Consider the following 25,922-nt stretch of genomic DNA (forward strand, 5'->3'; position numbering starts at 1 on the left):
ACCACCAGTGAGGGAGGCACAGACGCCGCCCCCGCAAGGGCCTCAGTCGATCTGTGCTGCCTTTTTCCAGGCTGCCTGGGCCGCGGTGTCGTCGCCCCGCTCTTCAGCGAGTTGAGCGAGCGCACACCAGGTACGGCGCAAAAGCGTGGTGTCCTGCAGACTGTGGCTGGCCTGGCCGAGCAACTGGGCCGATTTGCCCCAGAGCTGGCGCTGCTTGAACGCCTGGCCGGCCAGATACTGCAGAAACGGATTGCTCGGCCACTGGCGCTGCGCCTGCTCCAGGCGCCCCAGCCCGGCCGCGTCCAGATGGGGCAATCCGGGTTCCAACGCACGCACGAAATCGCGCCACTGGCTTTCACCCAGGGTTTCCAGGTGGGCCCAGAGCGGCTCGGTCCACGCCGAGAGCAGGCCGAAGGCCATCTCTCGGTCCGAAGCCTGCCAGTCCGGCGAGTCGGCCCCGGGCTCTTCTGCGGAGAGGGCCAAACCGTTCAGGCGCGCCGCCGCTGCCAGAATCAATTCCGGCATGGCTTGCTCCCCGGTATCCAATCGCGACCACACCGCCTGCAACTGGGACAGGTCGTGCGCGTCCCGCAGCGCGTCCATGGCCAGCCCGCGGACAACACTGCCCGCCACCTCGGGCGAGAAAGCCCGGTGCTTGGCCAGCAAACGGGCCACTTCCAGCGCTTCGAGCGTTTCGCCCGACATGCGGGCCACGCGCAGCTTCAGGCGCAAGGCCTGGATACGGCGGGCCGTGCCCTGGGGCAACTCCGCGAGCAAGTGGCGGGCGGTTTCGGGCCGCCGGTCTTCCACCGCCCAGCGCACAGCACGCAACAACGCCCCCTCGTGGGCTTCGGGGGCGCTGCGCGCCAGGGTCGGGTGCAACGCAGCCTGCAAATGGGTATCCCGGCTGCTGCGGTTCTGCAGGGCCTGCGCACTCTCGGCCGCCAGCAAGTGCGCCAGCAGTTGCAACTGCTGGCGCCGCGACCACTGGGCCGAGGGCATGCCGTTGAGCTGTTCCAGCGCCTGCAGCGCTGCCGACTGCGCCCGCACAAAGCGGCCGGCCAGTTGGTGGGACAGGGCATCCAACACCGCCGCCACCGCCCCCCGCTCCACCTGCTGGTCACGCCAGCGGCGCGCCTGCGAAGGCAGATCGCGCAGCACCGACAGCCCGCGCAAGGCCAGATGGATCACCACGAACGTGGCCACCAGCACAAACAGCACAAAGTTGAAAGAGACGTCGAAGCGGTAAGGAGGCCAGAACAGCGAGAACGTCGCCTGGTTGTCCCCCATCAGCAGTGCCAGCGCCACCGCCACGGCCGCCAGCCCCAGCAGCAGGAACACGCTGCGCATGGCCATTCCGCGCTGGCTGCGGCGAACCTTCATCAGCGACCCCCTGCGGCGACGGCCAAGGCCGCCAGGCTCTCGTCGGGCCGGGGCAATTCGGTCACCAGCAGCGCTTCGCGCACCTGGGCCACGTGCTTGCGGGCGCTCTCAACCGCCGGCGTGCGGCCATCAAAATACCGCCTCAGCGCCGCATCGATGGCCGCCAGGTCGGTCTGCGCGGCCCCCATGTGCCGGGCCAACAAAGCCAGGCGGGCATTGAGCAGTTTGAGCTTGAGGTTTTCCCGGAGGAAAAACGCCTGCTCGGGGGCCAGCAGCACGGCTTCGGGGTGGTCGATGCGGCTGACACGCACCAGATCACGCCCGCTGCGCAACACTTCGGTCACCACCCGGGTGCCCCAAGCCCGCAAGGTCTCCTGCCAGCCAGCGTCGGACGGCGGGCCTTCTGCGGCGGCCTGGGCCGGTACTGTGTCCGCCTTCGGCGGCGACGTGCGATCAGGCGCGACCACCGGCCCCTCAGCCGATGCTGGCGCTGCGGACTGAGGCCCGACTTCGTTGATCACCGGCCACTCGTCGACCTGACGCGCCAGCTCGTCCAGCCGCAGCGCGAGCGAGGGAATGTCGGCCACCGAGGCACTGCGAATGCGGTCAATGTCCCGTGCGATGGCCCGCTGCACCGGATTCAGGCGCGGTTGCGCTGCGCGCCCAATGCGCTGGTCGGCGGCCTGCAAGGCCGAGACCAACGGCTGCGTGCTGCCTGTCAATTGGGCTTGCTGCTGGGCCAGACGCAGCGCCGATTCGATTTCTTCGACCAGTGTGTCATCGCGGGTCCGCGACAGCGCGAGCATGAGCTCTTCCAACTGGGTGCGCTGCAGGCTGACCTCGGACAACCGCACTTCAGCCACCGACAAGCGCGCCTGCAACTCCTGCGTCAGCGCTTCGGCCTGACCGGCCAGCGTGCGCGCCTCGACGGATTTGGAGAGACTCTCCTGGCTCTGGCGTGCCAGTTCCTGGCGGGCCGCATCGAGACGCTGCCACAGCATGGCACTGATGGCCAGCGACAACAGTGCCACCAGCAGCGCCAGCGCCAATACCCACGACGCGCCCGAACGGGAAGCCGACACAGGCACGGCAGAGGCCCCGGCCGAAGGCGGCGGCGACACGGGCGGTGGAGAAGAAGGGGGGGCGGAAGAGCTCATGGCAGACGTGATACCGATTCTAGGGCCCGCGTCACGTCGGGCGGCGCCGGTCGCGCCTCCACCACGTGACCAAAGCCCGCCGCGCGCGCCGCTGCGGCAATGCGGGGATGGGTGGCCACGGCTCGGGCCCGGGACCAGTCGGCGCCAGGCACCAGGCGGGCCAGTTGCGCCACCCCCTGGGAACTGCTGAACAGCCACAGACTGCCGTCGGCCTGGGCCGCCTGGGCGCGCGCCTGCTGCGCCGGCGTCCAGGCCGGCGCACCGCGCTCATAGGCCACGCAGGCCTCCACCTGCGCGCCGGCCTGCTGGCACTGCCGCATCAGCCAGTCACGCCCCTGGCCGGCCCACGCACCCGGCGATGGCGCCGCCCGATCATCTCCCGCACCGCGCACCCACAGAATGCGCCAGCCTGGCCGAACCTGCGCCGCCACCACCGCCCAGAGGGCCTCCGAATCGAACTGGCCGGCGTCGGCCGCCGGCGCCTGGATACGGCCCTGCCAGCCAGCGGCCTGCAGCGATGAGGCCAGGCGTTGCGCCGTGCCCGGGCCAGGGGCCCACAACTGGGGACGAAGGTCTTCACCAGCGGCCGGCCAGATCGCTCCCGACAGGAAATGCGCCACCGCCGCGCCGCTCACAAACATCACAGCGTCGCAGTCCAGCCAATCCCGACGCCACGTCGCCAAGGCCTCCAGCGTCGCGCTGTCGCGTGGGGGGGCAATGGCCAGCAGAGGCAGGCTCTCGGCCGGCCAGCCATGCGCCAGCAAAGCCGCCAGCCACGCACCGGCCTCGTGCACCGGCCGCGTCAGCAGCACGGGAGGACGGTGGGCGGCATCGGCCGGAGCGTTCACGCCAGGAGGTCCGCCAAGGGGCCCGTCACGCCGCTCAGGCCTGTGCGCCAGCGGCACGCAGAGCCAGCGCCACCCGCTGCCCCAGCACCACGGCTTCGTCCAGCGACCGGACCGGGGAAGCCTCTTGCACGCGCACCACCGGCAGGCGGCCTTCGGGATCGCCCCAGGCCGCCTCCAGGTGCAGCAGCCGGTCATCGGACCAGTCGGCATACGCCGCCAGCGGCACCGAACAACTGCCCCCGAGCGAACGGGACACCTCGCGTTCGGCCGCCACGCGCAGCCAGGTCGGCTCGTGGGCCAGCGGTTTGAGCAGCGCCAGCAAGTCCGCGCGGTCGGCCCGGACCTCGATGCCCAGAGCGCCCTGCCCCGCAGCCGGCAGGGATTGCGCCGGCTCGAAGATGGCGCGGATGCGCTGCGCCAGGCCCAACCGTTTGAGGCCCGCCGCGGCCAGCACGATGGCGTGGTACTGCCCTTCGTCCAGTTTGCGCAGCCGCGTGTCGAGATTGCCCCGCAGCGGCTCGATGCGCACGTCCTGCCGGCCCAGCCGGTCCAGCGCTTCGCGCAGCAGCACCAGGCGGCGCAGGCTGGAGGTGCCCACCACGGCCTGCGGGGGCAGGTCGGCCAGCCCGGGGCAGTGCGGCGACACCCAGGCGTCGCGCGGATCTTCGCGCTCCATCACACAGGCCAGCACGAAGCCCTCGGGCAGCTCCATCGGCACGTCCTTGAGCGAATGCACCGCCAGGTCGGCCCGCCCCTCTTCCAGCGCCGTTTCAAGCTCTTTCACGAACAGGCCCTTGCCGCCCACCTTGGAGAGGCTGCGGTCCAGGATCTGGTCGCCTCGCGTGGTCATGCCCAGCAGGTTCACGGGGTGGCCCAGCTCTTGCAAGCGGGCCTGGACATGTTCGGCCTGCCAGAGGGCCAGACGGCTTTCGCGCGTGGCGATGGTGAGCGTCAAGGCGGTCGGGGAATGTGAAACGGACACAGCGCGCAATCGAAAAAAGATCAAGCCAATCAGGCGATTTCGTACCCCGTTGGTAACGGGAAAACACCTGGGGGATGCTAGCATGACCACTGCTCAAAAAATCAGCAACACCACACCCGCGCCACCCATGAGCCCCAAGCCTTCCCGAGCCTCCGCCCCCATCGCACAGCCCGACAAGGAAAAGCCACTGACCGAAGACATCCGCCTGCTGGGACGCATCCTCGGCGATGTGATCCGCGAGCAGGAAGGGGCGCCGATGTTCGAGCTGATCGAGCTGATCCGGCAGCTCTCGGTGGCCTTCCGCCGCCACGCCGACGAATCGGCCGACAAAACCCTCAAGAAGCTGCTCAAGGGCCTGTCGGGACAACAGACGGTGAGCGTGATCCGCGCTTTCACCTACTTCAGCCACCTGGTCAACCTGGCCGAAGACCAGCACCACATCCGCCGCCGCGCGGTGCACGAACGCGCCGGCCACCTGCAGGCGGGCAGCCTGTCCATGACCCTGCAGCGGCTGGAGAAAGCCGGCATCGCCCCCGAAGCGGTGGTGCAGACCCTGGCCGACGCCCACATTTCGCCCGTGCTGACGGCCCACCCCACCGAAGTGCAGCGCAAGAGCATCCTCGACGCCGAGCGCGACATCGCCCGGCTGCTGGCAGAACGCGAACACCTGCTGCCCCGCGAACTGGCTGAAAACGAACTGCAGATCCGCGCCCGTGTCACCCAGCTGTGGCAGACCCGCCTGCTGCGCTACACCAAGCTCACCGTGGCCGACGAGATCGAAAACGCGCTGAGCTACTACCAGTCCACCTTCCTCGCTGAAATCCCGCGCCTGTACCGCGACCTCGAAGAGGGGCTGGGTGAGGCCGCTGCCGACGGTGTCGCCCCTTTCCTGCGCATGGGCCAGTGGATCGGCGGTGACCGCGACGGCAACCCCAACGTCACGGCCGAAACACTGGAACTGGCGGTGCGCAGCCAGTCGGACATGGTGCTGCGCCACCACCTGACGCAACTGCACCGACTGGGTGCGGAACTGTCGGTGTCGGCCATCCTGACCCCGGTGTCGCCCGCCATGCAGGCCCTGGCCGAGCGCTCGCCCGACCAGAGCCCGCACCGCGAGGACGAACCGTACCGCCGGGCCCTCACCGGCATGTACGCCCGGCTCGCCGCGACCCTGACCGAACTGACGGGGGGCGAAGCCGCCCGCCACGCGGTGGCCCCGCAGGACCCGTACTCCGGCCCCGACGAGCTGCTGGCCGACCTGCGCACCATCGAAACCTCGCTGCTGGCGCACCACGGCGCCCACCTGGTGCGCGGACGGCTCAAGCCCCTGATCCGCGCGGTGGAGGTGTTCGGTTTCCACCTGGCCACGGTCGACCTGCGGCAAAGCTCCGACAAACACGAAGAGGTGGTGGCCGAGCTGCTGGCCCAGGCCCGCATCGAAGCCGACTACAGCGCGCTGGACGAAGCCGCCAAGCGTGCGGTGCTGCTGCGCCAACTGGACGACGCACGCCCCCTTCGCGTGCCCGGCATCGCCTATTCGGCGCACACCCGCGGCGAGCTGGCGATCTTCGAGACCGCCCGCTGGGCGCGCGAGCGCTTCGGTCCGGCCACCATCCGCCACGCCATCATCAGCCACACTGAAACCGTCAGCGACCTGCTGGAAGTGCTGCTGCTGCAAAAGGAAGTGGGCCTGATGCACGGCCTGCTCGGCGAGTCGGCCACGACCGACCTGATCGTGGTCCCGCTGTTCGAAACCATCGAAGACCTGCGCAACGCCGCGCCCATCATGCGCGACTACTACGCCCTGCCGGGCGTGCGCGCCATGGTGCAACGCGGCGCGGCCGACGGCTACAGCGAGCAAGACATCATGCTCGGCTACTCCGACTCCAACAAAGACGGGGGCATTTTCACCAGCAACTGGGAGCTCTACCGCGCCGAGACCGAACTGGTGAAGCTGTTCGACGAGTTGAACGAGCACACCGAAAAGCCCCTCCAGCTTCGCATGTTCCATGGCCGGGGTGGCACCGTCGGCCGCGGCGGCGGTCCCAGCTACCAGGCCATCCTGGCCCAGCCGCCCGGCACGGTGCGCGGCCAGATCCGCCTGACCGAGCAGGGCGAAGTGATCGGCTCCAAGTACGCAAACCCCGAGATCGGCCGCCGCAACCTCGAAACCCTGGTGGCCGCCACGCTCGAAGCCACCTTGTTGCAACCCACGCGAAACGCGCCCAAAGCCTTTCTGGAAGCCGCCGCCGCGCTCTCGGCCGACAGCATGGCCGCCTACCGCGCCCTGGTCTACGACACGCCACGCTTCCCCGAATACTTTTTCGCCGCCACGCCCATCCGCGAAATCGCCGAACTCAACATCGGCTCGCGCCCCGCTTCGCGCAAGGCCACACAGAAGATCGAAGACCTGCGCGCCATTCCCTGGGGCTTCAGCTGGGGCCAGTGCCGCTTGACCCTGCCGGGCTGGTACGGCTTCGGCTCCGCCGTGCAGACATTCCTGAAAGCCGGTGGCACCAAGGAACAGGCCCAGCGCAAGGAACTGCTGAAAAAGATGTTCCGCCAGTGGCCGTTCTTCTCCACCCTGCTGTCCAACATGGACATGGTCATGGCCAAGAGCGACCTGGCGCTGGCCTCGCGCTACGCGGAGCTGGTGGAGGACAAGCGGCTGCGCGCCAAGGTCTTCAGCGCCATCGAGGCCGAGTGGCACCGCACGGCCGAAGCCCTGACCCTGATCACCGGCGAAAAGAAACGCCTGGTCGACAACGAGGCGCTGCAGCGCTCGGTGCGCCACCGCTTTCCGTACATCGACCCGCTGCACCACCTGCAGGTGGAGCTGGTGCGGCGCCATCGGGCCGGGGAACTCGACCAGGAAGACCAGAAGGTGCGGCGCGGCATCCACCTGTCGATCAACGGCATCGCGGCGGGCCTGCGCAACACCGGCTGATCCCGCGCGACCCTGGGGGCAATCGGCCCGTCGCCCGGCGGCGACGGGTGGCCTCCTAAAATGGCAGCGTGGACCACCTGCTCAACGCCGACCTGCACTGCCATTCCGTCGTCTCCGACGGCACCCTCACGCCCGAAGTCCTGGCGCTGCGCGCACGCGACAACGGCGTCGAGCTCTGGGCGCTCACCGATCACGACGAAATCGGCGGCCAGGACCGCGCCATTGCGGCAGCCTGCGCGGCCGGGTTGCCGTACCTGACCGGCACCGAAATCTCGGTCACTTTTGCGGGTGAGACCGTGCACATCGTGGGCCTCGGTTTCGACCACCACGATCCCGCCCTCACCGAAGGCCTGCGCCAGACACGCGGCGGCCGTGGGCTGCGCGCGCAAGAGATGAGCGAGGACCTGGCGCGTGCCGGCATCCCCGGCACCTACGAAGGCGCGCTGAAATACGTCGGCAACCCGGAGCTGATTTCGCGCACCCACTTCGCCCGCTACATGGTCGAAGCCGGCTTCTGCCGCGACACGCCCGAAGTGTTCCGCCGCTACCTGACCGAAGGCAAACCCGGCTTCGTGCCCCACCGCTGGGCCAGTCTGCGCGATGCGGTGGGCTGGATCACCGGCGCCGGCGGCATCGCCATCATTGCCCACCCGGCACGCTACGGCTTCAGCCCGAACGAGGAGTACGCCCTGTTCACCGAGTTCAAGGCCCATGGCGGCCAGGGCGTGGAGGTGGTCACCGGCGCGCACAGCGCGGCCGAGGCGCTCAAGTACGCCGGGTTCTGCGCCGAATTCGACCTGCTGGCCTCGCGGGGCAGCGACTTCCACAGCCCCGACGAAAGCCATACCGATCTCGGCCGGCTGCCCCACTTGCCGGGCCCGGTCACCCCGGTGTGGGAGCGCTTGCGCCACCGCATCCACGCATGAGCACGGCGGCCCGATCCGGGCAGGCCCTGCTGGGCATTGCCATGTTCGTGCTGGCCACGGCTTGTTTTGTCGTCCTGGACACGTCCGTCAAGCTGCTCAGCGCCGTGGTGCCCGTGCTGATGGCGGTCTGGTTCCGATATGTGTTCCAGGCCGTCGCCGTGGCCGCCCTGTTCCTGCCCTCGCGCGGCTGGCGGCTGCTGCACACCGCCCACCTGGGTTGGCAGGCCGTGCGCGGCGTGCAGCTTTTTCTGGTCAGCCTGCTGGGCTTTCTCGCGGTCAAGTACATGCCCTTGGGAGAGTTCACGGCCATCGTGATGATCACGCCCCTGATGGTCACGCTGCTGGCGGCCCTGTTTCTGCATGAACGGGTCTCGCCCCTGCGCTGGCTGCTCGTGGCCGGGGGATTTGCCGGCGCCCTGCTGGTGGTGCAACCCGGTGGTGCCTTTTTCGGCTGGGCCAGCCTGCTCCCCCTGGGGCTGGTGGTCATCTATGCGTGGTTCCAGATTCTCACCAGCCGCCTGGCACGCACCGAAGACCCGATGACGCTGCACTTCTACACCGGCTTCACCGGTGCCCTGCTGGCGTCGCTGCTGCTGCCACTGGTCTGGCAGGCCATTCCCGACATGCGCACGCTGGCCCTGCTCTGCCTGGCGGGCCTGATGGGCACCGTCGGCCACTTCCTGCTCATCCTGGCCTTTGCCCGCGCGCCAGCCGCCACACTCTCGCCCTATCTGTACGCGCAGATCGGGTTCGCCATGCTGGCAGGCTGGCTGGTTTTCGATCACGTTCCCGGTCGCCTGGAACTGGCTGGCATCGCCCTGATCGTGCTCTGTGGCGTCACCGCCAGTTGGCTGACCGCACGCGCACGCACCTGAGGCACAGGCGCACAATCGAAGCATGTCGCAGTTCTTCGAAGTCCATCCCGCCAACCCCCAGGCCCGACTGCTCAAGCAGGCGGTGCAACTGCTCGAACGCGGCGGCGTGCTGGCCGTGCCGACCGACTCCAGCTATGCACTGGTGTGCCACCTCGACGACAAAGCCGCCGCCGACCGGCTCCGGCGGATCCGGCAGGTGGACGACAAGCACCACCTCACGCTGCTGTGCCGCGACCTGAGCGAACTGGCCAACTACGCCAAGGTGGACAACCGCCAGTACCGACTCATCAAGGCGGCCACGCCCGGGGCCTACACCTTCATCCTGGAAGCCAGCAAGGAAGTGCCCCGCCGCGTCAGCCACCCGTCGCGCAAGACCATCGGCCTGCGCGTGCCCGACCACCCGGTGATGCACCTGCTGCTGGAGCTGCACAACGCCCCCGTGCTGGCCACCACCCTGATCGCACCAGGCGAGGCCGATCCCATGAACGACGCCGAGGCCATCCGCGAACGCTTCGAACACGAGGTGGACGGGGTGATCGGCGCGGGCGCCTGCGCCCTGACGCCGACCACGGTGCTCGATCTCACCCCCATGGCCACCGGCGGCGACCCCGAGGTCGTGCGTGCCGGACTCGGTCCGCTGGCGCCGCTCGGCCTTTGAGCCGCCCTGCGCCGGCCGCCTGCCGGCATGGGGGACAATAGCGGTTTGACCGAGCCCGCCATGGACTTCGCCCAGATCATCCAGACCGTCACCCTCTACGCCATCCCGGTGCTGTTCGCCATCACCGTGCACGAGGCCGCGCACGGCTACGCGGCGCGCCACTTCGGCGACAACACCGCCGCGATGCTGGGCCGCATCACGCTCAACCCGGTCAAGCACATCGATCCGGTGGGCACCATCGCGATGCCGCTGCTGCTGTATTTCGCCACCGCCGGTACCTTCCTGTTCGGGTATGCCAAGCCCGTCCCGGTGCGCTTCGGCAATCTGCGCAACCCCAAACGCGACATGATCTGGGTCGCCCTGGCCGGCCCCGGCGCCAACCTCGTGCAGGCCATTCTGTGGACGGTGCTGGGGTATCTGCTTGTGGCTGGGGGCGTGGAAGAGCGCTTCTTCCTGCAGATGTGCCGCGCGGGGCTGATGGTCAATCTCGTGATGTTCGCCTTCAACCTGTTTCCGCTGCCACCCCTGGATGGGGGCCGCATTCTGGTCGGCCTGCTGCCCTGGCGCCAGGCCGAACTGGTGTCCCGCGTGGAACCCTGGGGCTTTTTCATCGTCATGGCCCTGGTCATCACCGGCGTGGTGGGCAACCTCTGGCTGCGTCCGCTGATGAGCATCACCGGCCTGTTCATTGACGCCCTGCTCACGCCGCTGCGTCTGATTCTTTTCTGACTGTTTTCATGAGCACCCTGCGCGTCCTCACCGGCATCACCACCTCGGGCACCCCACATCTGGGCAACTACGTCGGCGCCGTGCGCCCTACCGTGCGTGCCAGCCGTCAGCCGGACACCCAGAACTTCTACTTCCTGGCCGACTACCACGCCCTGATCAAGACCAGCGGCGACCCGGCCCGCGTGCAACGCTCCACCCTGGAAATTGCCGCCACCTGGCTGGCCTGTGGCCTGGACCCGGAAAAAGTCACGTTCTACCGCCAGTCCGACATCCCCGAGATCCCGGAGCTCACCTGGCTGCTCACCTGTGTCACCGGCAAAGGCCTGCTCAACCGCGCGCACGCCTACAAGGCATCGGTCGACAAGAACACCGCCGCCGGGACAGAGCCCGACGATGGCGTGACCGCCGGCCTGTTCATGTACCCGGTGCTGATGGCCGCCGACATCCTGATGTTCAACGCCCACCAGGTGCCCGTCGGCCGCGACCAGATCCAGCACATCGAGATGGCGCGCGACATCGCCGCCAGCTTCAACCACCTCTACGGCGAGCACTTCACCCTGCCCGAAGCCGCGATCGAGGCCAACGTGGCCACCCTGCCCGGCCTCGACGGCCGCAAGATGAGCAAAAGCTACGACAACACCATCCCGCTGTTCACCCCGCGGGACACGTTGCGCAAACTCATCATGGGCATCGTGACCGACTCGCGCGCGCCCGGCGAACCCAAGAGCACCGAAGGTTCGGCCCTGTTCCAGCTCTATCAGGCCTTTGCCTCTGCGGAAGAAACAGCGGCGCTGGCACAGGCCTACGCCGACGGCATCGCCTGGGGCGACGCCAAGCAAGTGCTTTTTGAACGGATCGACCGCGAAATCGCCCCCATGCGCGAGACCTACGACGCGCTCATCCGCGACCCTGCGCGGATCGAAAAAACGCTCCGGCAAGGCGCCGAAAAGGCCCGCACCCTTGCCACGCCGTTCACCGCCCGCCTGCGCCATGCCGTCGGCCTGCGGCCCCTTGACACCCAAGCCGCCACGCCAACGACCACCAAGGCCGCCAAACAGGCGCTACCCGTGTTCAAGCAATACCGGGAAAAAGACGGCCTGTTCTACTTCAAGCTGCTCGACCCCAAAGGCGAACTGCTGTTGCAGAGCATGGGCTTCGACCAACCCCGCGAAGCCGCGCAGACCATGGCCCGGCTGCAACGCGAGGGCCAGCCGGCACTGACCGAGCTGGCACCCCGAATCGCATCGTCCGCCGATCCGGCGGCGGTACAGGCCGCTCTGACCCTCTTGGCAGCGGCCATCGACGAGGCCTGAAAAAGTGGCCGGAGGTTCGCAGAACCTCCCAGGGAGTTTTCTAAAAATAAAAACAAGGACCGCATCACGGCGTACTTTTCTATCGCCAGCGCGTCGCTTTGCCGATATCCTCCCCGGTTACAAAATTCAGACTCCCGACTCACCATGAGTATTTTTGTCATTGACGACCATCCCCTGATGCGCGAAGCCGTCGTCATGCTGCTGCGCCGCCTGCGGGCATCGACTCAGGTGATCGAACTGGAGCGCCTCGCAGCGGTGAGCAAGGCCATTGCCGAACACGGCGAACCCGAACTGGTCTGCCTGGACCTGAAGCTCCCGGACACCAACGGTGTGTCCGGCGTGCGCGAAGTGCGGCAGATGCTGCCAGACACTTCGCTCATCGTGCTTTCGGCCTCCCCGGCGACCGACTACGAAGACCTGGCCCGCGAAGCCGGTGCCGACGCCTACGTCGAAAAATCGGCCGGCGCAGCCCAGATCGGCCGTGTGCTCAAGGAATTCCTGTCGGACGAACCCGAAGACGAAAACGCGCCCACCATTCCGGAAAAGCTGTCCAAGCGGCAGAAACAGTTGCTGGTCATGCTCGACCGGGGGCTGTCCAACCGGGACATTGCGGAGCAGTTGCAGATCAGCGAACACACCGTCAAGGTGCATTTGTGGCGCCTGTTCCGGCGCCTGAACGTCAAGAGCCGTTCGCAGGCGAGTCACCTGGCCCGGACGGCCGGCCTGATCGACTACTGAACCAGGCTCGCGTTCGCCTCATCACGCCACCGGTATCACGGCCGGCTGTGCGGCATCGCCCTCTGCGCGCTGCGTGAAAGCCGGCACCAGCACCCGAAACACGCTACCCCGACCGGCCTCCGAGGTCAGCGCCAGCTGGTAGCCCATCATCGTGGCCAGCTTGGAAACGATGGTCAGGCCCAGACCCAGGCTGTCTTCGGTCCCCTGGTGCTGCGATACCCGGAAGAACTCCTGGAAGATCGCCTGCTGGTGCTCCCGGGGAATGCCAACCCCCGTGTCCCACACCTCGAACATCCACACACCGCTGCGCCGGCGCAGCGCCATCAGCACGCCGCCCTGACGGGTGTGCTTGAGCGCGTTGGACAGCAGATTGCCCAGAATCCGGCGCAACACCACCGGATCGCCCCAGATCATCACCGGTGCGGCCCGCATGCGCAGCCGCAGCGACTTCGCCGCCGCCACAGGCTCGAACTGCAGGGCCAGGTCGGCAAACAGCCGCTGCACATCCACATGCTGCAGCTTCACCTTGTAATTGCCCGCATCGATGCGCGTCAGGTCGAACAGCGAATCGAACAGTTCATTGATTGCACGGGTGGACTGGAGAATGCGCGGGGAAATGTCCCGCGCCATTTCCGGCTCGGTGGCCAGCCAGTCGGCATACAGACTCAACGCGTGCACAGGCTGGCGCAGATCGTGCGCCGCCGACGCAAGAAAACGGTTTTTGGCGGTCACCGCACGCATCGATGCGCGCGTCTGCTGGGTCAGCGAGTCGATCAGCTCCTGGTTAGAGAACTGCAATTCCAGACTCGCCCGGTGCACCGCATGCAGGCGGCGCCCGCCCAGAATCAGCAGCAGCCAAAAAATCGCCAACAAGGTGCATTTGAGCGCCATGTCCTGCCAATCGACCATGCCGGGCGACAGCCAGATGGCGGAGCTGATCAGTCCCAGCACGACCGATCCCATCAGCGCGTGGGTGTAGCGCCAGAAAATGGGCAGGTAGGCACTGAAGGACATCATCGATACCATGCCGTGCCCGATCACGACGATGGCACCGATGAACTGGGTTTCCGGCGAGGTTTGTGCATGGGTCAGGCCAATCGGCAGCCCCCAGCCGATGCCCACCGCCACCCAGGTCCATCCGAAACGGCGGATGAAGGTCTCTCGCATGGGGCCTTCCACGCTGTCGTAGCGCAGCCGATACAAACCGATGAGCCGATAGCGGTAGGTCAACAACGCGCCCACCACGCCGCCCCAGCCCACCAGCACGGGGGAGGCCACTTCCCCGATCATCGCCCCGATCAGCACGGGCAGGGTCAACACGGCCGCGAGGAGCGAATGCAGCGTGCTGTCCATCAACACGCCAATCAGCTGCGAATCCACCCATCGATCCCTCACTTCGGCAGAGGCGGGCTGGTGCTGATGGGTAGCAGGTTGGGTGTCGACAAGCATGGCACAAGCAAAAGATGCCGCATTGTCGCATTCCGAAAATGCCTGACCGGTCAGCGAAAAGCCTCGCCCAGACCTGATAGAATCGTGGGCTTCGACGCGGAGAGGTGGCAGAGTGGTCGAATGCACCGGATTCGAAATCCGGCGTACAGTTCATACTGTACCGAGGGTTCGAATCCCTCCCTCTCCGCCAATGGTTAAGTAAGTCGTTGATTCGCCGATAGGTTCTTGAATATCAAGAACTTAGAAGTCGGTAGGTGTGCCAACCATGTGTGCCACTCAGAATCAACGCGAAGTGCCTGAAAACTTCTACCGGCCCAGCCACGGCCGCACCCTCAGCTGGTACGTCCGGCTTGTACCCCCTGCCCCCCTCAAAGGCCAGCCTGGCGTCCGCGAGTTCCGGAAATCGACGGGCACCTCGGACCTTCGCCGAGCAAAGGCCATAGGCGCCCGGCTCATCGCAGACAAGCTTGCCGAGTGGGACCAACTGCTCGCCAAGACCAAAGCACCAGCCACCGGCCCGCGCATCCTCACGGCAGACCTCATCGACCACATATGCGCGAGGCGGCTGTATCACTGGATGCGCCTCGACGACGAGGCACGCTTCGATGGTGATGGCTACGACGACGCTGCGGGGGCCGCCTTGGTGCAGCTTTGTCAGGTCACTGACCAGTCAATGCGCTCGGTGGTGCAACGTGGGAAGGCCTCTCCGGAGTGGGGCAACGTCCTCGACGTCATCGATTTTTGGTGCGGGCAGATCGACTGCCCGGTAGAGCGCACAGACCCGCTGTACCCGCAGCTCGTTCGAGCCTTCGCAGAAGTAGAGCGAGACGCGGCCGGCAGGCTACTCCGCCGAGCCGATGGCGAGGCAACACCGACACCGGCAAAGCCAGCCGCCGCAGGAGCGACGCTCAGCGCGATGACCGAACCATATCGCGACTACAAAAAGCGGAACGCTGGCGCGAAGTACTTGAGCACGTCGCAAAACATCTGGTCCCGGCTGATCGAGCACCTGGGCGACGTGCCACTTGCTGCAGTCAAGGGCGCGGACCTGTATGACTTCCTAGAAGCTCGTATGCGTGCAACCGAGCGCCCTTGGTCAATGAAGCACGCTCATGGCCTCGTCAAACGCACCCTCCGCGAGGTTTTTTCGCTGGCACGCACGCGCGGGCTGCTTGTGGGTGGGAACCCAGTGGATGACCTGGAAATCATGCCGCAACTCACTGCGGCCGAAGAGCGCTCCCGCATGAAGCCGCGCCATCCATTCACAGATACCCAGCTCACCACCGTGTTCACGTCGGACTGGTACCGCGTCGGCACCGTCCGCTGGCGCGGCAAGATGGGCAAGGACCTGGGTGCACGGTACTGGGTCCCATTGGTCTGTCTGTTCCATGGCAACCGCGTGCGCGAGGTGCTCCAGCTCGTTGCCTCGGACATTGGTTGCGCTGAGACCATACCGGTGGTGCACTTCCGCGCTGAGCTAGCAGGCGAACAAGCCGACCTACTGGCCGTCGGCGCAGCGCGTAGCGTCAAGAACGTGGCAACCGAGCGAGTCGTACCGCTTCATCCCACGCTGTGTGCGTTGGGCTTCGTCGAATTCGTCCAACAGCGCCGACAGGCCGATGGTGAGCACGCGATGCTGTTCCCTTCGAGCATACCGGCGCCAGGTGGCAGGGCACCAATCATAGGCCGAGCCTATGAACAGGCGTTCCTGCGCTACGTGCGGGACGAATTGGCCTTCGGCCGTGGCTTCGGCAACCACAGCTTCCGACATCAGCTTGAGGACCGTATCCGCGATGCCCAGCGCCCGGGGCAGCAGTGGCCCGCTGGGATGGCGCAGGCATACACGGGCCGCAAGCGCTTGCGGAGCCAAGATGTCGGACGCATCGAGCAAGAAGGCAGCGAAGCCGACTATGGCAGAGGCTACGGTCCCACGCTGATGCTGGAGTACGTCAAGACACTGAGCTTTGACAAGGTCACACTGCCACCACCGTTCGCGGCTTGGCTGGCGGACTCGAACCTCTGAGCTCTGATCAAGAGCGGTACAGCACCGTTCCACACGTCGCGCAGACGTGCCGTCGATGGAAAGCGTCCAGCGTGTGCAGGAACACGCGGTCGCCACCGCACGAGTGGCAGCGGCAACGGCCGTTCTTGCATAGGTCGGGGTATCGTCGTCGGTACTCGTCAAAGGTTGGCAGGCTGGCATAGGCGAGCCAGTAGGCCAACAGGGTGCCCCCGCCGAAAATCACGAAGAGCGCCACGAAAACCAGACCGTCAAGCATGGGCGCTCCCCTGGAGTGCGTGCAGGTAGTCGGCGGCACGCTGCGCTTGGCTGGCTGCGGTGAAGATGGCCCGGCTATCCCCTTGCATCACCGTGAGCCATTCCCCCACGTAGGCCGCATGGTCCTCCCGGGGCTCTGCGCCGATCTCAAGATCGGCACAGACAAACGCCGCGCACAGCTCAGCCACCAGCTCCTCGACGACATACGCGGCATCGCCGAAGCGCCGACCAAACTCGCGCGCCAGGCGCTGGGGGTGGCCCGTCCAGTGCGCCAGCTCGTGCGCCTTCGTCGCTGCGTAGGCCGCTGCGTCCTTGAAAGCGGACGGCTCGGGCAACTGCACCAGGTCGGCGCCAGAGGAGTAGAACGCCCGGCTCCCGCCGTGCTGCACGCGGGCGCCCGTTGCGGCAAAGAACGTCTCCGCTCGTGCGTCGGGCGTCACCACAGGGTGCGCCTGCACTGGCGCCGGCTCGGCGGCAGGCAATCCGTCCACTTGCTCGGCGTTGAACACGACGTAGCTGCGCAGAAACGCGAACACCCGCGCCTGCGCGGCGGTGTCTTCGGCCGTCTCGGCCGCGTCGGCCGGGGTGTGCTGGCCGGCATATACAACCATCGTCCCCCGCTCGCCCTTGCGGACTTGGCCGCCCAGGACCTCGGCCTGCCGGTAGGTCATCCAAGTGTTGCTGTGATACCCCCGTTCCTGTGCCGTGGCCCACAACAACAAGACGTTGATGCCTCGATAGGGCTCTCCGTTGTGTCGCATCGGCCGCGCGACGGCGCCGGCCTGGGTCTTCCAAGGGCAGGCCCATGGCCTGACGCCCTGCTCCAGGGCGGTGATGATGCGCTGCGTGACCTCTGCGTAGAGGTCGCGGCGCGGCTTTGTGGGTTCCATCGGTGTTCTCCCTTTAGGGCTGGGGTGCGGACATGCACCCGACGCCCGTCGGCGAGACCGGGGGAAGAAGAAGGCAACGGCCGCAGGTCTGTCCGGGGCACTACCCCGCCTGCACGCAGGAAGGTGGGGAAGGACTGACCGAAGGGTCCGCCTGATCGGCGGACTGCACCGTTGCCTGGCGCGAGGGGCTGGCCCCTTAGCTGGTCTTCTCGTGCGGCTCGAACAGGCTGCCTCGAAAGCTGCCCACGCCCTACAGCGCAACTCGCTGGCCTCCAAAGCAACTGCCTTGGAGGCCTTTTCGTTGTCGGCCAGCGCCTTGACCAAGTCCTGTTGGCGGTCTGTCGGTGGCAGCGGCACCGGCAAAGAGGCCACCTCGGTGCTGTTGATGGACGCCAGGTTCGTCGTCCGCTTGGCCTTCGACCGGAAGTAGGCCTGCCCGTGGCTGGAGTTGATGACCGCGAGCAGGAAATCGGGCAGCAACTTGGTCGGGTTGACACGGACCCGCAGCACGTGGTTCTGGTGGATGCAGTCCGGAATCTCATCGCGCCAGATGGCGCCACGGCCCACCAGGTCGGGGCTGTTGCCCTCGCACAGCAGAACGTCCCCATCCATGAGTCGCAGCTTGGGCATGTCCTCGTCGGGCACGTCCATGTACTTCATTTCCGCGAGGTCCAGCACGCCCCGCTGGACGTTGGCGACGCGCAGGTAAGGCCGCGAGTGCTTGCCAGGCCGATTGGCTGGCGACTTCTGCAGGCCGTAGCTGACCTTGCCAACGCTCGACAGCGACACCATGGGCCACTTCGCAGAGGTCGCAGCGGTGTGGGTCACGTCCCGCAGAACGCCTTCGTGGCTCCATCGCTCCACCTCCTTGAAGCGCGCGATGAACACCGGCCGGTCGGGCAATGGCGGTGGCGGAGCCACCCCTAGCGCCTCCTCGAAGGCGCGCTGGTTCGCTTGCGCGATCCGCGCCGCCTCGGCCTCCTTGCTCGCTGCCTGGGTCAGCGCGGCCTCATAGGCCGTCACCAAGGCATCCTGTTCGTCGAGCGTTGGCAAAGGCACGGTGAGGTTCAGGAACGCCTCGGGCGTGACACGCTTGCGCCCGCTGGTGCCCGATGCCTGACGTTGCAGGTCATGCCGGAAGTGCTCGGCGCGCAACAGGTGGTGCAGGTACGCCGGCCGCAGCTTGGCCAGGTCCGGCACCATCACCGGGTACTCTGGCGTCAGCACCACCTTGGGCATGGTGGCCGGGATGAGGCCCACCGCGCCGTTGCGGGCGTCAATCTTCGAGAACACCACGTCACCGGGGTAGGCGGCGAACATGGCGCCCTTGAAGGCTTCCGCGCGATCGCGCGGAAGCACGTCGCCCGAGAACTTGATGGTGATGGGCTTCCAGTCGCCCAGCCCGCCCGTCACACGCACGGGTTCCTTGCGCTCGGTCAGCAGCTCGTACAGCGGCACCAGCTGGAAACCGCTGGTACGGGCCTGGGCAGCCTCGGCCTCAATCCATCGCTCGATGTCCCTCCACCGCCGGATTACGCAGTGGAGGGTGCCGGAAAATTTGGCTGCTCCGTGTCAGGGGCTCCCTTGGCAAGCCACTGCTGGAACTCGCGGAACTGCGTAAGGGTGCTGGTCAGGTCGTTGGTGACGCCCTCGCCCGTCTCGCCTGTGGACGTGATGCCGACCGCCTTCGGTGCCGCCACGAACACTGGGTAGTCGAACAGCTCCCGCACCCGCGTCCACAGGGCTGCTGTGTGCGCGGCATCCACCTCGCGGTACTTGGCCCTCAGCTCCGACAGCAGTGCATCACCGACGCCAGCCGCTGCCGCGAGGGCTGCCTGTGCCTGGCGCTTGAGCTCGGCTGCGGCCGTCTTGTTCTTGGCGGTTGGCACGCCCGCCCAGAGGGGTCGCGCTTGTTGCGTGGGGCCGACTGCCTTCGGGTAAGGCGGCGCTTCTCCCGGGGTCCACCGGGGCAGGCCACGATTGACCCCCAGGCCTCCCAGGTCGGCCAGCAGCTTGGTGATGTGCACGTCGTCGCATGAGGTGACGCGGGGCGCATAGGCCGAATAGAGCGCGTTGCGCTGGGCATCGAACTGCTGATCAAGTTCCTGATGGGCCTGCGTCCATGCCGCGTTCCACGCTGCTGCCTCGTCCTCGGTGAACTTGGTCAGAAACACCAGCGACGCCTTGACGGTGGCATCGCTGGACCGGAATGTCTCCTCGGGCAGGCTGACGACACCCAGCAGCTTGGCACGGCCCTCGGTGTAACGGCGCAGCCACGACAGCGACGGGTTGTTCAGGTTGCCATCCGGCAGAACGATGCCCATGCGACCGCCCGGTTTGAGCAGGTTCAGGCAGCGCTCGACGAATATCAGCTCCGTTGGGCGGTTGGCCTTGCCCCGCCCGATGGTGAACAGGTCCAGGATGGGCGTCTTGGCTTGCACGGCTTCCTGCAGCCTGTGGTGGTTGGCCTCCCACTCCTTGCCGTAGCGCTTCTTGCATGCCCGGACGTAGTCGGGATGGTCTGGAACGCGGGTCTCGTCACTGCCGCCGACGCGCTGGTCCTCGCCAACGTTGGAGCCGAACGGGGGATTCGTGAGCACCACATCGAACCGGCCGTCAAAGATGCCGTTGATGTCGACCAGTCCGTCGTGGTAGTGGATGCCGCCATGCCCGTCGCCGTGCATGACCATGTTCATCTTGGCAGTGCGTGCGGCACGCGGCTCGGCGTCAGTGCCGTAGATGCACTGCCACGCCAGACGCCCGACTCGGGTGCTGATAGGTTGGTTGTCTGGCCCACTCGGCAGAAGCTCCTGGTTCAGTGCGGCGAAGGCAGCTTCAATCTGGCGCTCTTCCTCCTCCTCTGGGAGCTGGAGGGCTTCGATGCGGTCACGCTCCGCGTCCTTCTTCGCCTGTACGTCCTGCTGGATCAGCGCGCGAACATGCTCGAAGGCCCGGATGAGGAAGCCCCCAGAGCCAGCGGCCGGGTCACAAATCAGCTCGCCCTCCGCAGGGTTCAGCAGGTCAACCATGAACTCCACAACAGGCCTAGGAGTGAAGAACTGCCCGAGCTCGCCCCGGAAGGTGGTTCCGAGGAAGCGCTCGAAGGCCAGACCCTTGATGTCGTCGCCGGTTTTCGAGAGGTCGAACCTCTCCAGCTTCTTGACAATACGGCTGAAGGTCGCCTCGGAAATGTCCAGCTTGTCCACCTCGGTGAACAGCTCGTCATGCCGGTAGTAGTCCTTGGTCTCGGTGAAGAGGTGTTCATGCACCGGCACATCGGCCTTCAGCACGTACTTCTTCCGGCCCTCGATGAAGTCGGTCGTGAAGGTGCCATGCAGACCCTTGCGCTCGACGTACATCTTGATGAACAGAATCTTCGAGATGGTGTCGAAGGCCCGGCCGGGGTCCATCTTGTGGACATCGCGCAGGATGCTGTGACAGTCGAACAGCAGGTCCTGGAACTCCTTGCGGTCGAAGGCACGCTGGGAGTCCTTGATTTTCTGGATGCGCTGGGCATCCCCCCAGTCGCTGGCCTTCGGCAGCTCATTGAGCGCCACGCGACCGCCCGGCAATCCTGGCACCAGCCGGAAGATGGACGTGTGCCTTTCGTTGGTGGCGACGAAGAACTCACAGCCAACAGCGCGAGCGTACGACTCGCCCTGGTAGTAGTCCTTCTCTTGAATCTCGATGCTGTCGGTCTTGCACTCGACAACGAGGGCCGGGGTGCGCCCCTCGGCCTTGTCTGCGGGCGTAGCCCAGACCACGATGTCGGCGCGAGGGCTGCGGGTTCCGGCCTGGTACCGGCGCTCCTGGTCAACCTGCGCCAGCGTGTAGCCGTATTCCGCGATCAGCGCCTTGATGAACCGCTGGCGGACCTTCTCCTCTGGCTTGTGGGTGGCGTCCCGCCACTCCTTGCGAAGCGGCAGCCAGAGCCAGGGCCCCTCCTGATGCAGCGCGCCGGGTTCAGCAGGGAAATCGGTAGCGGGCGAGGCAGCAGGTTTCTTGGGCGTTCTGGTGGCCATGAGGGGGTCGAGTCAAAAAGGCTAAGTAAGGGGCATGTACTGGTTCCCGGCCCTCGGGCCATTTACCAAGGAAGCATGCTATGCCCCGTATTTTCCCCATTGTCGCCCCCTCCCTCGGCCTGCCTCTGGGCTCGGTCGCATCCACGGCTGAAGTCGCGCGCCACGACACAGAGTTCGCCCGCTTCGTCGAGCGCGCCATGTCCGAGGAACTCGGCCCGTCGGCCATCCCACTGACCGGCAAAATCTTCCCGCAGATAGTGCCCGAGTCTGAACACGAAGCACAAGTCTGGGCGTTCTGGCTCGGTCACGAATTCGAGGAATCCATTGACGACCTGGCGCACGCCCGAATGGAGACCACGACACAGTACTCGACCGACCTCCGGCAGCGCCGCCAGATTTTGCGCTGGACCACACGTACACACTCGTTTTGCGCAAGCACCATCGGCCTGAACAGTAGTCTGCACCGAGCCATTGGCAGGCAAGTTTTGGCTGTCTTCATCACCCCCGACCAAGTGGTGTTCAGTCCGACCGACATCAGCGCCGGCCTGATGGACTACTTGATGGTCATGGACCAACACTGCGGCGCCAACTACCGCCCTGAGGACCACTACGGCAATGAGGACCTCGTCGCCGCCGCTGGATTGAGGAGGATACTCGGCAATGACCCATCCATCGACCATGACCAGCGCCTCGTTGTCATGCTCAAAACCCGCGCACTGCCCAAGGACTGGAACGACTGAGCTGCGCCACTACCGCGACATCAAGGCCCGCATCGCGGGCCTTTTCGTTTGGGCCGCCCGTCACGAGGCCCCTGCCACGGTCGAACGCCCTGCATTCGCGGTAGGTAGAAGTTCCGTCCCAGGGTAGAAGTTCTCAGCTGGATGGTGGTGGAAGCTCTGAGAGAGGGCAAAACACCCCCCAACCCCGCCGGATCGGCGGGTTGGAGGTGGTTGCCTTCGAGCCGCTGGACGTTTGGAGCCAGCCCGTCGTTCAGGCGCTGCGGTCGCGTGTGTACGCCGCAGCACAACCAGACTTTGGGGTGGACTTCACCCACCCCCGCCACGCCTCCAGTTGTGCCACCCGGCGTCGCGCCCTTGGCTCCCGCTTGGCGCTTGAAGTGGCGCGCGGGGTATTGAGCCCTCTCCTGCCACGCCCAATGTAGGGAAGCAGTTTTAAATGCGACCGCGCGTGGCTCAGGGGGCCACAGCGAAGCGGTGGGACGAGCGGCCGGCGCCGCGCTGTCCCGGTCGAAGCTCCCGCCCCACGCGGGACGAGAACGGCCGGGGGAGCCGGTGGCCGTAAGCCCGGTCCAAGGGCGTGCCCGCGCCCACGCGGGCTAGGTCATCCGGGGGCATCGCCCCGCCCCCCGACGCAAAGCGGCCGGGCAACCGGTTGTGCAGTTGCCAGACGCGGGCGTCCAGCCCGCCCGTGAGCGGGGCCATCGGCCCACATGCCAAGCCAGGGGCTTGTGATGTGAGCGGTAGGTGTGTAACCGGTTGCCCGGCCGCGCAGCGGGACAAGGGGGCGCGGTATTGCGGCCGGAATGGCGCCCTAGCGTCATAGGGTGCGGCCCGACGTCCAGGAGGGGAAAGCACCAGGTCGGCCAATGTTCAGCGCGATCGCGCTGAACAGGTCTTGGTGCACGTTCAGAGCAGTAGCTACAGGTACTTGGAGCACAAGGGTGCTCATCAACCTGGAGATATGCCCGTGAACGAAAACATCTTCCCCCCGGCTGTACTGCCGATAGGCACGACGGCCGACAACACCATGCCCATTGAGCTGGATAAGCGCATCGTAGGTGAGCGCAACCGAACCGAGGTACTGAGCTGGCTCTCACGGTTCGGGTGGCTGACTGGCCGGATGGTCGCAGCGCTGGTTTGGCCAGATGCCGCCCAAGCGCAGGCGATGGCCCGCCGAACGCTGAAGGCGTTGACGGACGAAAAGCTCGTCATCGCACGAGCCATGCCGAAGGGCACGGTGTACGTGCTGTCCGCCAAGGGCGCGCGACTGCTGACCGAGCAGACCGGCATGGCGGCCGAGGGCGGTAACGCCCTGGCACTGGGCAACCCGGTGCATCGGGCATGCAGCAACTGGTACTTGATTCGGGCTGTGCAGCAAGGGCTTGGCGTGGTCACCGAGCATGAGATTGCGACGGAGCGCGGCCCTTGTCGGGTGCTCAAAGGCAAGCAGGCGGATGGTCTCGTCATCGCCTCTGACGGGGCATGCGTCTGGCTGGAGTGCGAGAACTCGCAGAAGTCGCGCCCAGAGCGCCACAAGACCGTTTCCCTGGTGCAGGAGTGCATCGGGGGTGAGCGACAAGTCGAGCTGGCACCTGGGCGGTGGCTGGCTCGGGTGGCCTTGGTGGCGACGAACGAGCAGGCCCTCCGGTGGATGGCCGCGTCTTTTCAAGACGCACACCGGGCCGGAAGGCTCTCCGACAGCCAGGTAGCTGAGGTGGATGTGTGCCTGCTACCCATCTCCGAGAGCTTGGTCCCTGGCGATGCCATCGACGGGAATCTCTATTGGAACGTACTTCTTCCAGCAAGCGCGTGAGCGCATGGCGAGCCAGCGCGGCCGTCCTTGCGTTGCAGATCAGCGCCATTACGCGCTGATCTACATCGCTTCGGCGCCCGCACTGCTTTACGATCGGCGCCAGCTTTGGCAGGAACAGCCAGGTAAGAGTGGTCTGTGCCCGACAACATGAAAAACTGGTAGCCAGCGCGGGCTGAAGGGAATGAAGCACTGACTTTCAAACACCCACCCATATGAGCCTCACGCTTTCATTCAAGGACGTACAGCCAGGAGACGTCCTGCTCTGCAGGCCGCCTGAGTCGGTAGGCGCAAGCAAGCTCGTCCGAAAATCCATCGCAGCGGCCACCGGAAGCCCATACACCCATGCCGCCATTGCACTTTCAGCCTCCGAGGTGCTCGATGCCCGACCTAGGCACGGAGTCAAGGCGCGTCCGCTGACTGAACTGGTAGCAGAAGCACAGCACGTCGCAGTGTTGCGGCATCCGGACGCATGGAATCGGCAGCGCGTCGATGGTCTAAGGGACTACGCGGCGGCACTCCAAGCTCTCGGAGCTGGATACAACTACAGAGAGGCAATGCGCTACGCAGCGAACCGGAGCGAGCACGAAGATGGAACGATGGACGAGCTTGCTCGGTACTTCGATACCGGTGAGCCGAACGCGGCGGCGGACTTCGGTCCGTTCTTCTGCTCAGAACTGGTCGCCGCCTGCTTTGTCAACAGTGGGTTCATCCACCCCAGCGCAGCCATCGTTCTAGCCCCGGGAGTGCAAGCGCCTGGCGACCTTGCAAAGGAGCCGGCATTTGGGTTCTTGGTCGGCTTCTTGTCCGCCGATCCAGACAAAGCTGTGCCGGGTGACGACCCGATGCTGCTACACCCGCGTTACGCAGAAATTTTCGGCCCGTAGTGCTCCCTCAAGGTATGCCAAAATCAAGTCTCGCGGCACGCCTAACCCTTTGATTTACATAGCCTTGTGAGGCAGCGAGTTTTTCTCCCTCCTTCTCCGCCAAAACACCCCAAAAAAGCGGCCTTCGGGCCGCTTTTTTCTTGGCTGATCTGCTGCCCTCTCGGATTCCCCGAGTGGCCGTCTTCTCCCACAGACAGGCACCGCCTCAAAGCCCTTTTCTGGGGGAACTTGTGATTTAGCACTCTTCTCCAAGGAGTGCTAACATTTGGGCCACCCAGGAGGATTTCATCCATGTCCACATCCCTCGCACCTGCCATCCCCACGACCACGTCGCTGGCCGTGGCGGGTTCTTGGTCGAACCGGTCACTGACGCTGCCGCCGCTGGGCAATCTGGATGCCTACATTTCGGCGGTCAATCGAATGCCCCTGCTCTCCCAGGAAGAGGAGCAGTACGCTGCACGCCGTCTGCGCGATCACAACGACCTGGACGCCGCTGGCAAGTTGGTGATGTCGCACCTGCGCCTGGTGGTGTCCATCGCCCGCCAGTACCTGGGCTATGGCCTGCCCCATGGCGATCTGATCCAGGAAGGCAACGTCGGTCTGATGAAGGCCGTCAAGCGTTTCGACCCCGATCAGGGCGTGCGCCTGGTGAGTTATGCCATTCACTGGATCAAGGCCGAAATCCACGAATACATCCTGAAGAACTGGCGCATGGTGAAGGTGGCTACCACCAAGGCCCAGCGCAAGCTGTTCTTCAACCTGCGCAGCAAGAAGCAGGGTTTCCGCGCCGAAGCCGCCGAGGGGGACACCCACCGCGAAGCCCTCTCCGACCATGAAATCGACGTCGTGGCGCGCGACCTGCATGTCAAGCCGGAGGAAGTGCGCGAGATGGAGACCCGCATGGCCGGGGGCGATGTGGTGCTCGATCCCGCACCGGCCGGCGATGGCGAAGAGGCCTTTGGCCCGATCGCCTATCTGGCCGACGGCACCCACGAGCCCACCGCCATGATCGAAGCGGCTCAGCGTGACAGGCTGGCCACCGAAGGCATTGCCCGGGCCATGGGCGAGCTGGACGACCGCGCTCGCCGCATCGTGAGCGAACGCTGGCTCAAGGTGAACGACGACGGCTCGGGCGGCATGACGCTGCACGAACTGGCGGCCGAATACGGCGTCAGTGCCGAGCGCATCCGCCAGATCGAGGTGGCGGCCATGAAGAAGATGCGCAAGGCGCTGGCGGCCTACGTCTGAGTCCGGCCACCCTCTCCGCAAAGAAAGGCCTGCCACCAAGCA

Annotated in this window: 20 protein-coding genes and 1 tRNA gene; 13 read left to right on the top strand and 8 right to left on the bottom strand. The window is 66.0% G+C overall.

All coding sequences use genetic code 11. From position 1 onward, the window contains the following. Positions 1-42: 42 nt before the first annotated feature. From QQK43_RS04795 to hemC, 4 genes are read right to left on the bottom strand one after another with little or no spacing between them, the layout of a single operon-like run. The gene (locus QQK43_RS04795; protein WP_326491092.1) at positions 43-1,383 is read right to left on the bottom strand and encodes a heme biosynthesis HemY N-terminal domain-containing protein; all 1,341 of its coding nucleotides are present in this window, start codon (positions 1,381-1,383) and stop codon (positions 43-45) included. Further along, the gene (locus tag QQK43_RS04800; protein ID WP_284306887.1) at positions 1,383-2,540 is read right to left on the bottom strand and encodes a uroporphyrinogen-III C-methyltransferase; all 1,158 of its coding nucleotides are present in this window, start codon (positions 2,538-2,540) and stop codon (positions 1,383-1,385) included. The genes QQK43_RS04795 and QQK43_RS04800 overlap by 1 nt, the downstream gene beginning before the upstream one ends. Beyond that, complete coding sequence (locus QQK43_RS04805) at positions 2,537-3,388, bottom strand: uroporphyrinogen-III synthase (RefSeq protein WP_284306888.1); 852 nt, start codon at positions 3,386-3,388, stop codon at positions 2,537-2,539. Before QQK43_RS04805 ends, QQK43_RS04800 begins: the two co-directional genes overlap by 4 nt. 34 nt (positions 3,389-3,422) lie before the next feature. Continuing rightward, a complete protein-coding gene (hemC, locus tag QQK43_RS04810) occupies positions 3,423-4,343 on the bottom strand; it encodes a hydroxymethylbilane synthase (RefSeq protein ID WP_284306889.1) in 921 nt (306 codons plus the stop codon). 154 nt (positions 4,344-4,497) lie between these two features. Between hemC and ppc the strand changes: the two genes are divergently transcribed. The 7 genes from ppc to QQK43_RS04845 all read left to right on the top strand — a co-directional run bounded on the left by ppc (position 4,498) and on the right by QQK43_RS04845 (position 12,556). Continuing rightward, on the top strand, positions 4,498-7,317 hold the full coding sequence (gene ppc / locus QQK43_RS04815) for a phosphoenolpyruvate carboxylase (RefSeq protein WP_284307031.1): 2,820 nt from the start codon (positions 4,498-4,500) through the stop codon (positions 7,315-7,317). A 68-nt stretch (positions 7,318-7,385) separates the two neighbouring features. Continuing rightward, the gene (locus QQK43_RS04820) at positions 7,386-8,243 is read left to right on the top strand and encodes a 3',5'-nucleoside bisphosphate phosphatase (RefSeq protein WP_284306890.1); all 858 of its coding nucleotides are present in this window, start codon (positions 7,386-7,388) and stop codon (positions 8,241-8,243) included. Then, positions 8,240-9,118, top strand: coding sequence for a DMT family transporter (locus QQK43_RS04825; protein ID WP_234266749.1), 879 nt, complete (start codon positions 8,240-8,242; stop codon positions 9,116-9,118). Before QQK43_RS04820 ends, QQK43_RS04825 begins: the two co-directional genes overlap by 4 nt. A gap of 22 nt (positions 9,119-9,140) precedes the next feature. Beyond that, a complete protein-coding gene (locus QQK43_RS04830; RefSeq protein WP_234266750.1) occupies positions 9,141-9,776 on the top strand; it encodes an L-threonylcarbamoyladenylate synthase in 636 nt (211 codons plus the stop codon). A 60-nt stretch (positions 9,777-9,836) separates the two neighbouring features. Beyond that, complete coding sequence (locus QQK43_RS04835) at positions 9,837-10,505, top strand: site-2 protease family protein (RefSeq protein ID WP_284307032.1); 669 nt, start codon at positions 9,837-9,839, stop codon at positions 10,503-10,505. Between the two features lie 8 nt (positions 10,506-10,513). Next, entirely contained in the window at positions 10,514-11,818 is a 1,305-nt protein-coding gene (locus QQK43_RS04840; protein WP_284306891.1) for a tryptophan--tRNA ligase, read from the top strand. Positions 11,819-11,962: 144 nt separating this feature from the next. Continuing rightward, positions 11,963-12,556: a LuxR C-terminal-related transcriptional regulator gene (locus tag QQK43_RS04845; protein WP_234266752.1), complete on the top strand. Its 594-nt coding sequence runs from the start codon at positions 11,963-11,965 to the stop codon at positions 12,554-12,556. Between the two features lie 21 nt (positions 12,557-12,577). Here the strand turns inward: QQK43_RS04845 and QQK43_RS04850 are convergent, their stop codons facing one another. After that, positions 12,578-14,005 (bottom strand): sensor histidine kinase, encoded by a 1,428-nt coding sequence (locus tag QQK43_RS04850; protein ID WP_284306892.1) that lies wholly within the window; start codon positions 14,003-14,005, stop codon positions 12,578-12,580. A gap of 98 nt (positions 14,006-14,103) precedes the next feature. Between QQK43_RS04850 and QQK43_RS04855 the strand changes: the two genes are divergently transcribed. Both QQK43_RS04855 and QQK43_RS04860 read left to right on the top strand, forming a co-directional pair. Continuing rightward, a tRNA-Ser gene (locus tag QQK43_RS04855) sits at positions 14,104-14,195 on the top strand. Positions 14,196-14,270: 75 nt separating this feature from the next. Next, the gene (locus tag QQK43_RS04860; RefSeq protein ID WP_284306893.1) at positions 14,271-16,028 is read left to right on the top strand and encodes a site-specific integrase; all 1,758 of its coding nucleotides are present in this window, start codon (positions 14,271-14,273) and stop codon (positions 16,026-16,028) included. Positions 16,029-16,035: 7 nt separating this feature from the next. Here QQK43_RS04860 and QQK43_RS04865 read toward each other — a convergent pair whose 3' ends face one another. The 3 genes from QQK43_RS04865 to QQK43_RS04875 all read right to left on the bottom strand — a co-directional run bounded on the left by QQK43_RS04865 (position 16,036) and on the right by QQK43_RS04875 (position 21,195). Next, the gene (locus tag QQK43_RS04865; RefSeq protein ID WP_284306894.1) at positions 16,036-16,284 is read right to left on the bottom strand and encodes a hypothetical protein; all 249 of its coding nucleotides are present in this window, start codon (positions 16,282-16,284) and stop codon (positions 16,036-16,038) included. After that, on the bottom strand, positions 16,277-18,631 hold the full coding sequence (locus QQK43_RS04870; RefSeq protein ID WP_284306895.1) for a zincin-like metallopeptidase domain-containing protein: 2,355 nt from the start codon (positions 18,629-18,631) through the stop codon (positions 16,277-16,279). The genes QQK43_RS04865 and QQK43_RS04870 overlap by 8 nt, the downstream gene beginning before the upstream one ends. Positions 18,632-18,705: 74 nt before the next feature. Then, a complete protein-coding gene (locus tag QQK43_RS04875) occupies positions 18,706-21,195 on the bottom strand; it encodes an N-6 DNA methylase (protein WP_284306896.1) in 2,490 nt (829 codons plus the stop codon). Positions 21,196-21,275: 80 nt separating this feature from the next. On the opposite strand from QQK43_RS04875, the gene QQK43_RS04880 reads away from it, so the two are divergent. The 4 genes from QQK43_RS04880 (at position 21,276) to rpoH (ending at position 25,880) form a co-directional block, all read left to right on the top strand. Further along, entirely contained in the window at positions 21,276-21,935 is a 660-nt protein-coding gene (locus tag QQK43_RS04880; protein ID WP_284306897.1) for a hypothetical protein, read from the top strand. A 967-nt stretch (positions 21,936-22,902) separates the two neighbouring features. Then, complete coding sequence (locus QQK43_RS04885; RefSeq protein WP_284306898.1) at positions 22,903-23,748, top strand: replication-relaxation family protein; 846 nt, start codon at positions 22,903-22,905, stop codon at positions 23,746-23,748. 212 nt (positions 23,749-23,960) lie between these two features. Beyond that, complete coding sequence (locus QQK43_RS04890) at positions 23,961-24,632, top strand: C40 family peptidase (protein WP_284306899.1); 672 nt, start codon at positions 23,961-23,963, stop codon at positions 24,630-24,632. Positions 24,633-24,923: 291 nt separating this feature from the next. Continuing rightward, on the top strand, positions 24,924-25,880 hold the full coding sequence (gene rpoH / locus QQK43_RS04895; RefSeq protein WP_284306900.1) for an RNA polymerase sigma factor RpoH: 957 nt from the start codon (positions 24,924-24,926) through the stop codon (positions 25,878-25,880). The last annotated feature ends 42 nt before the right edge of the window (positions 25,881-25,922 follow it).

It is taken from the genome of Hydrogenophaga electricum, from assembly GCF_030160815.1.
In the GTDB taxonomy this organism is placed as follows: Bacteria; Pseudomonadota; Gammaproteobacteria; order Burkholderiales; family Burkholderiaceae_C; genus Hydrogenophaga; species Hydrogenophaga electricum.

Coding starts and splice junctions, on each gene's coding strand:
- QQK43_RS04795 (WP_326491092.1), bottom strand. CDS start 1,383: ATGAAGGTTCGCCGCAGCCAGCGCGGAATGGCCATGCGCAGCGTGTTC.
- QQK43_RS04800 (WP_284306887.1), bottom strand. CDS start 2,540: ATGAGCTCTTCCGCCCCCCCTTCTTCTCCACCGCCCGTGTCGCCGCCG.
- ppc (WP_284307031.1), top strand. CDS start 4,498: ATGAGCCCCAAGCCTTCCCGAGCCTCCGCCCCCATCGCACAGCCCGAC.
- QQK43_RS04825 (WP_234266749.1), top strand. CDS start 8,240: ATGAGCACGGCGGCCCGATCCGGGCAGGCCCTGCTGGGCATTGCCATG.
- QQK43_RS04830 (WP_234266750.1), top strand. CDS start 9,141: ATGTCGCAGTTCTTCGAAGTCCATCCCGCCAACCCCCAGGCCCGACTG.
- QQK43_RS04835 (WP_284307032.1), top strand. CDS start 9,837: ATGGACTTCGCCCAGATCATCCAGACCGTCACCCTCTACGCCATCCCG.
- QQK43_RS04840 (WP_284306891.1), top strand. CDS start 10,514: ATGAGCACCCTGCGCGTCCTCACCGGCATCACCACCTCGGGCACCCCA.
- QQK43_RS04845 (WP_234266752.1), top strand. CDS start 11,963: ATGAGTATTTTTGTCATTGACGACCATCCCCTGATGCGCGAAGCCGTC.
- QQK43_RS04850 (WP_284306892.1), bottom strand. CDS start 14,005: ATGCTTGTCGACACCCAACCTGCTACCCATCAGCACCAGCCCGCCTCT.
- QQK43_RS04860 (WP_284306893.1), top strand. CDS start 14,271: ATGTGTGCCACTCAGAATCAACGCGAAGTGCCTGAAAACTTCTACCGG.
- QQK43_RS04865 (WP_284306894.1), bottom strand. CDS start 16,284: ATGCTTGACGGTCTGGTTTTCGTGGCGCTCTTCGTGATTTTCGGCGGG.
- QQK43_RS04875 (WP_284306896.1), bottom strand. CDS start 21,195: ATGGCCACCAGAACGCCCAAGAAACCTGCTGCCTCGCCCGCTACCGAT.
- QQK43_RS04880 (WP_284306897.1), top strand. CDS start 21,276: ATGCCCCGTATTTTCCCCATTGTCGCCCCCTCCCTCGGCCTGCCTCTG.
- QQK43_RS04890 (WP_284306899.1), top strand. CDS start 23,961: ATGAGCCTCACGCTTTCATTCAAGGACGTACAGCCAGGAGACGTCCTG.
- rpoH (WP_284306900.1), top strand. CDS start 24,924: ATGTCCACATCCCTCGCACCTGCCATCCCCACGACCACGTCGCTGGCC.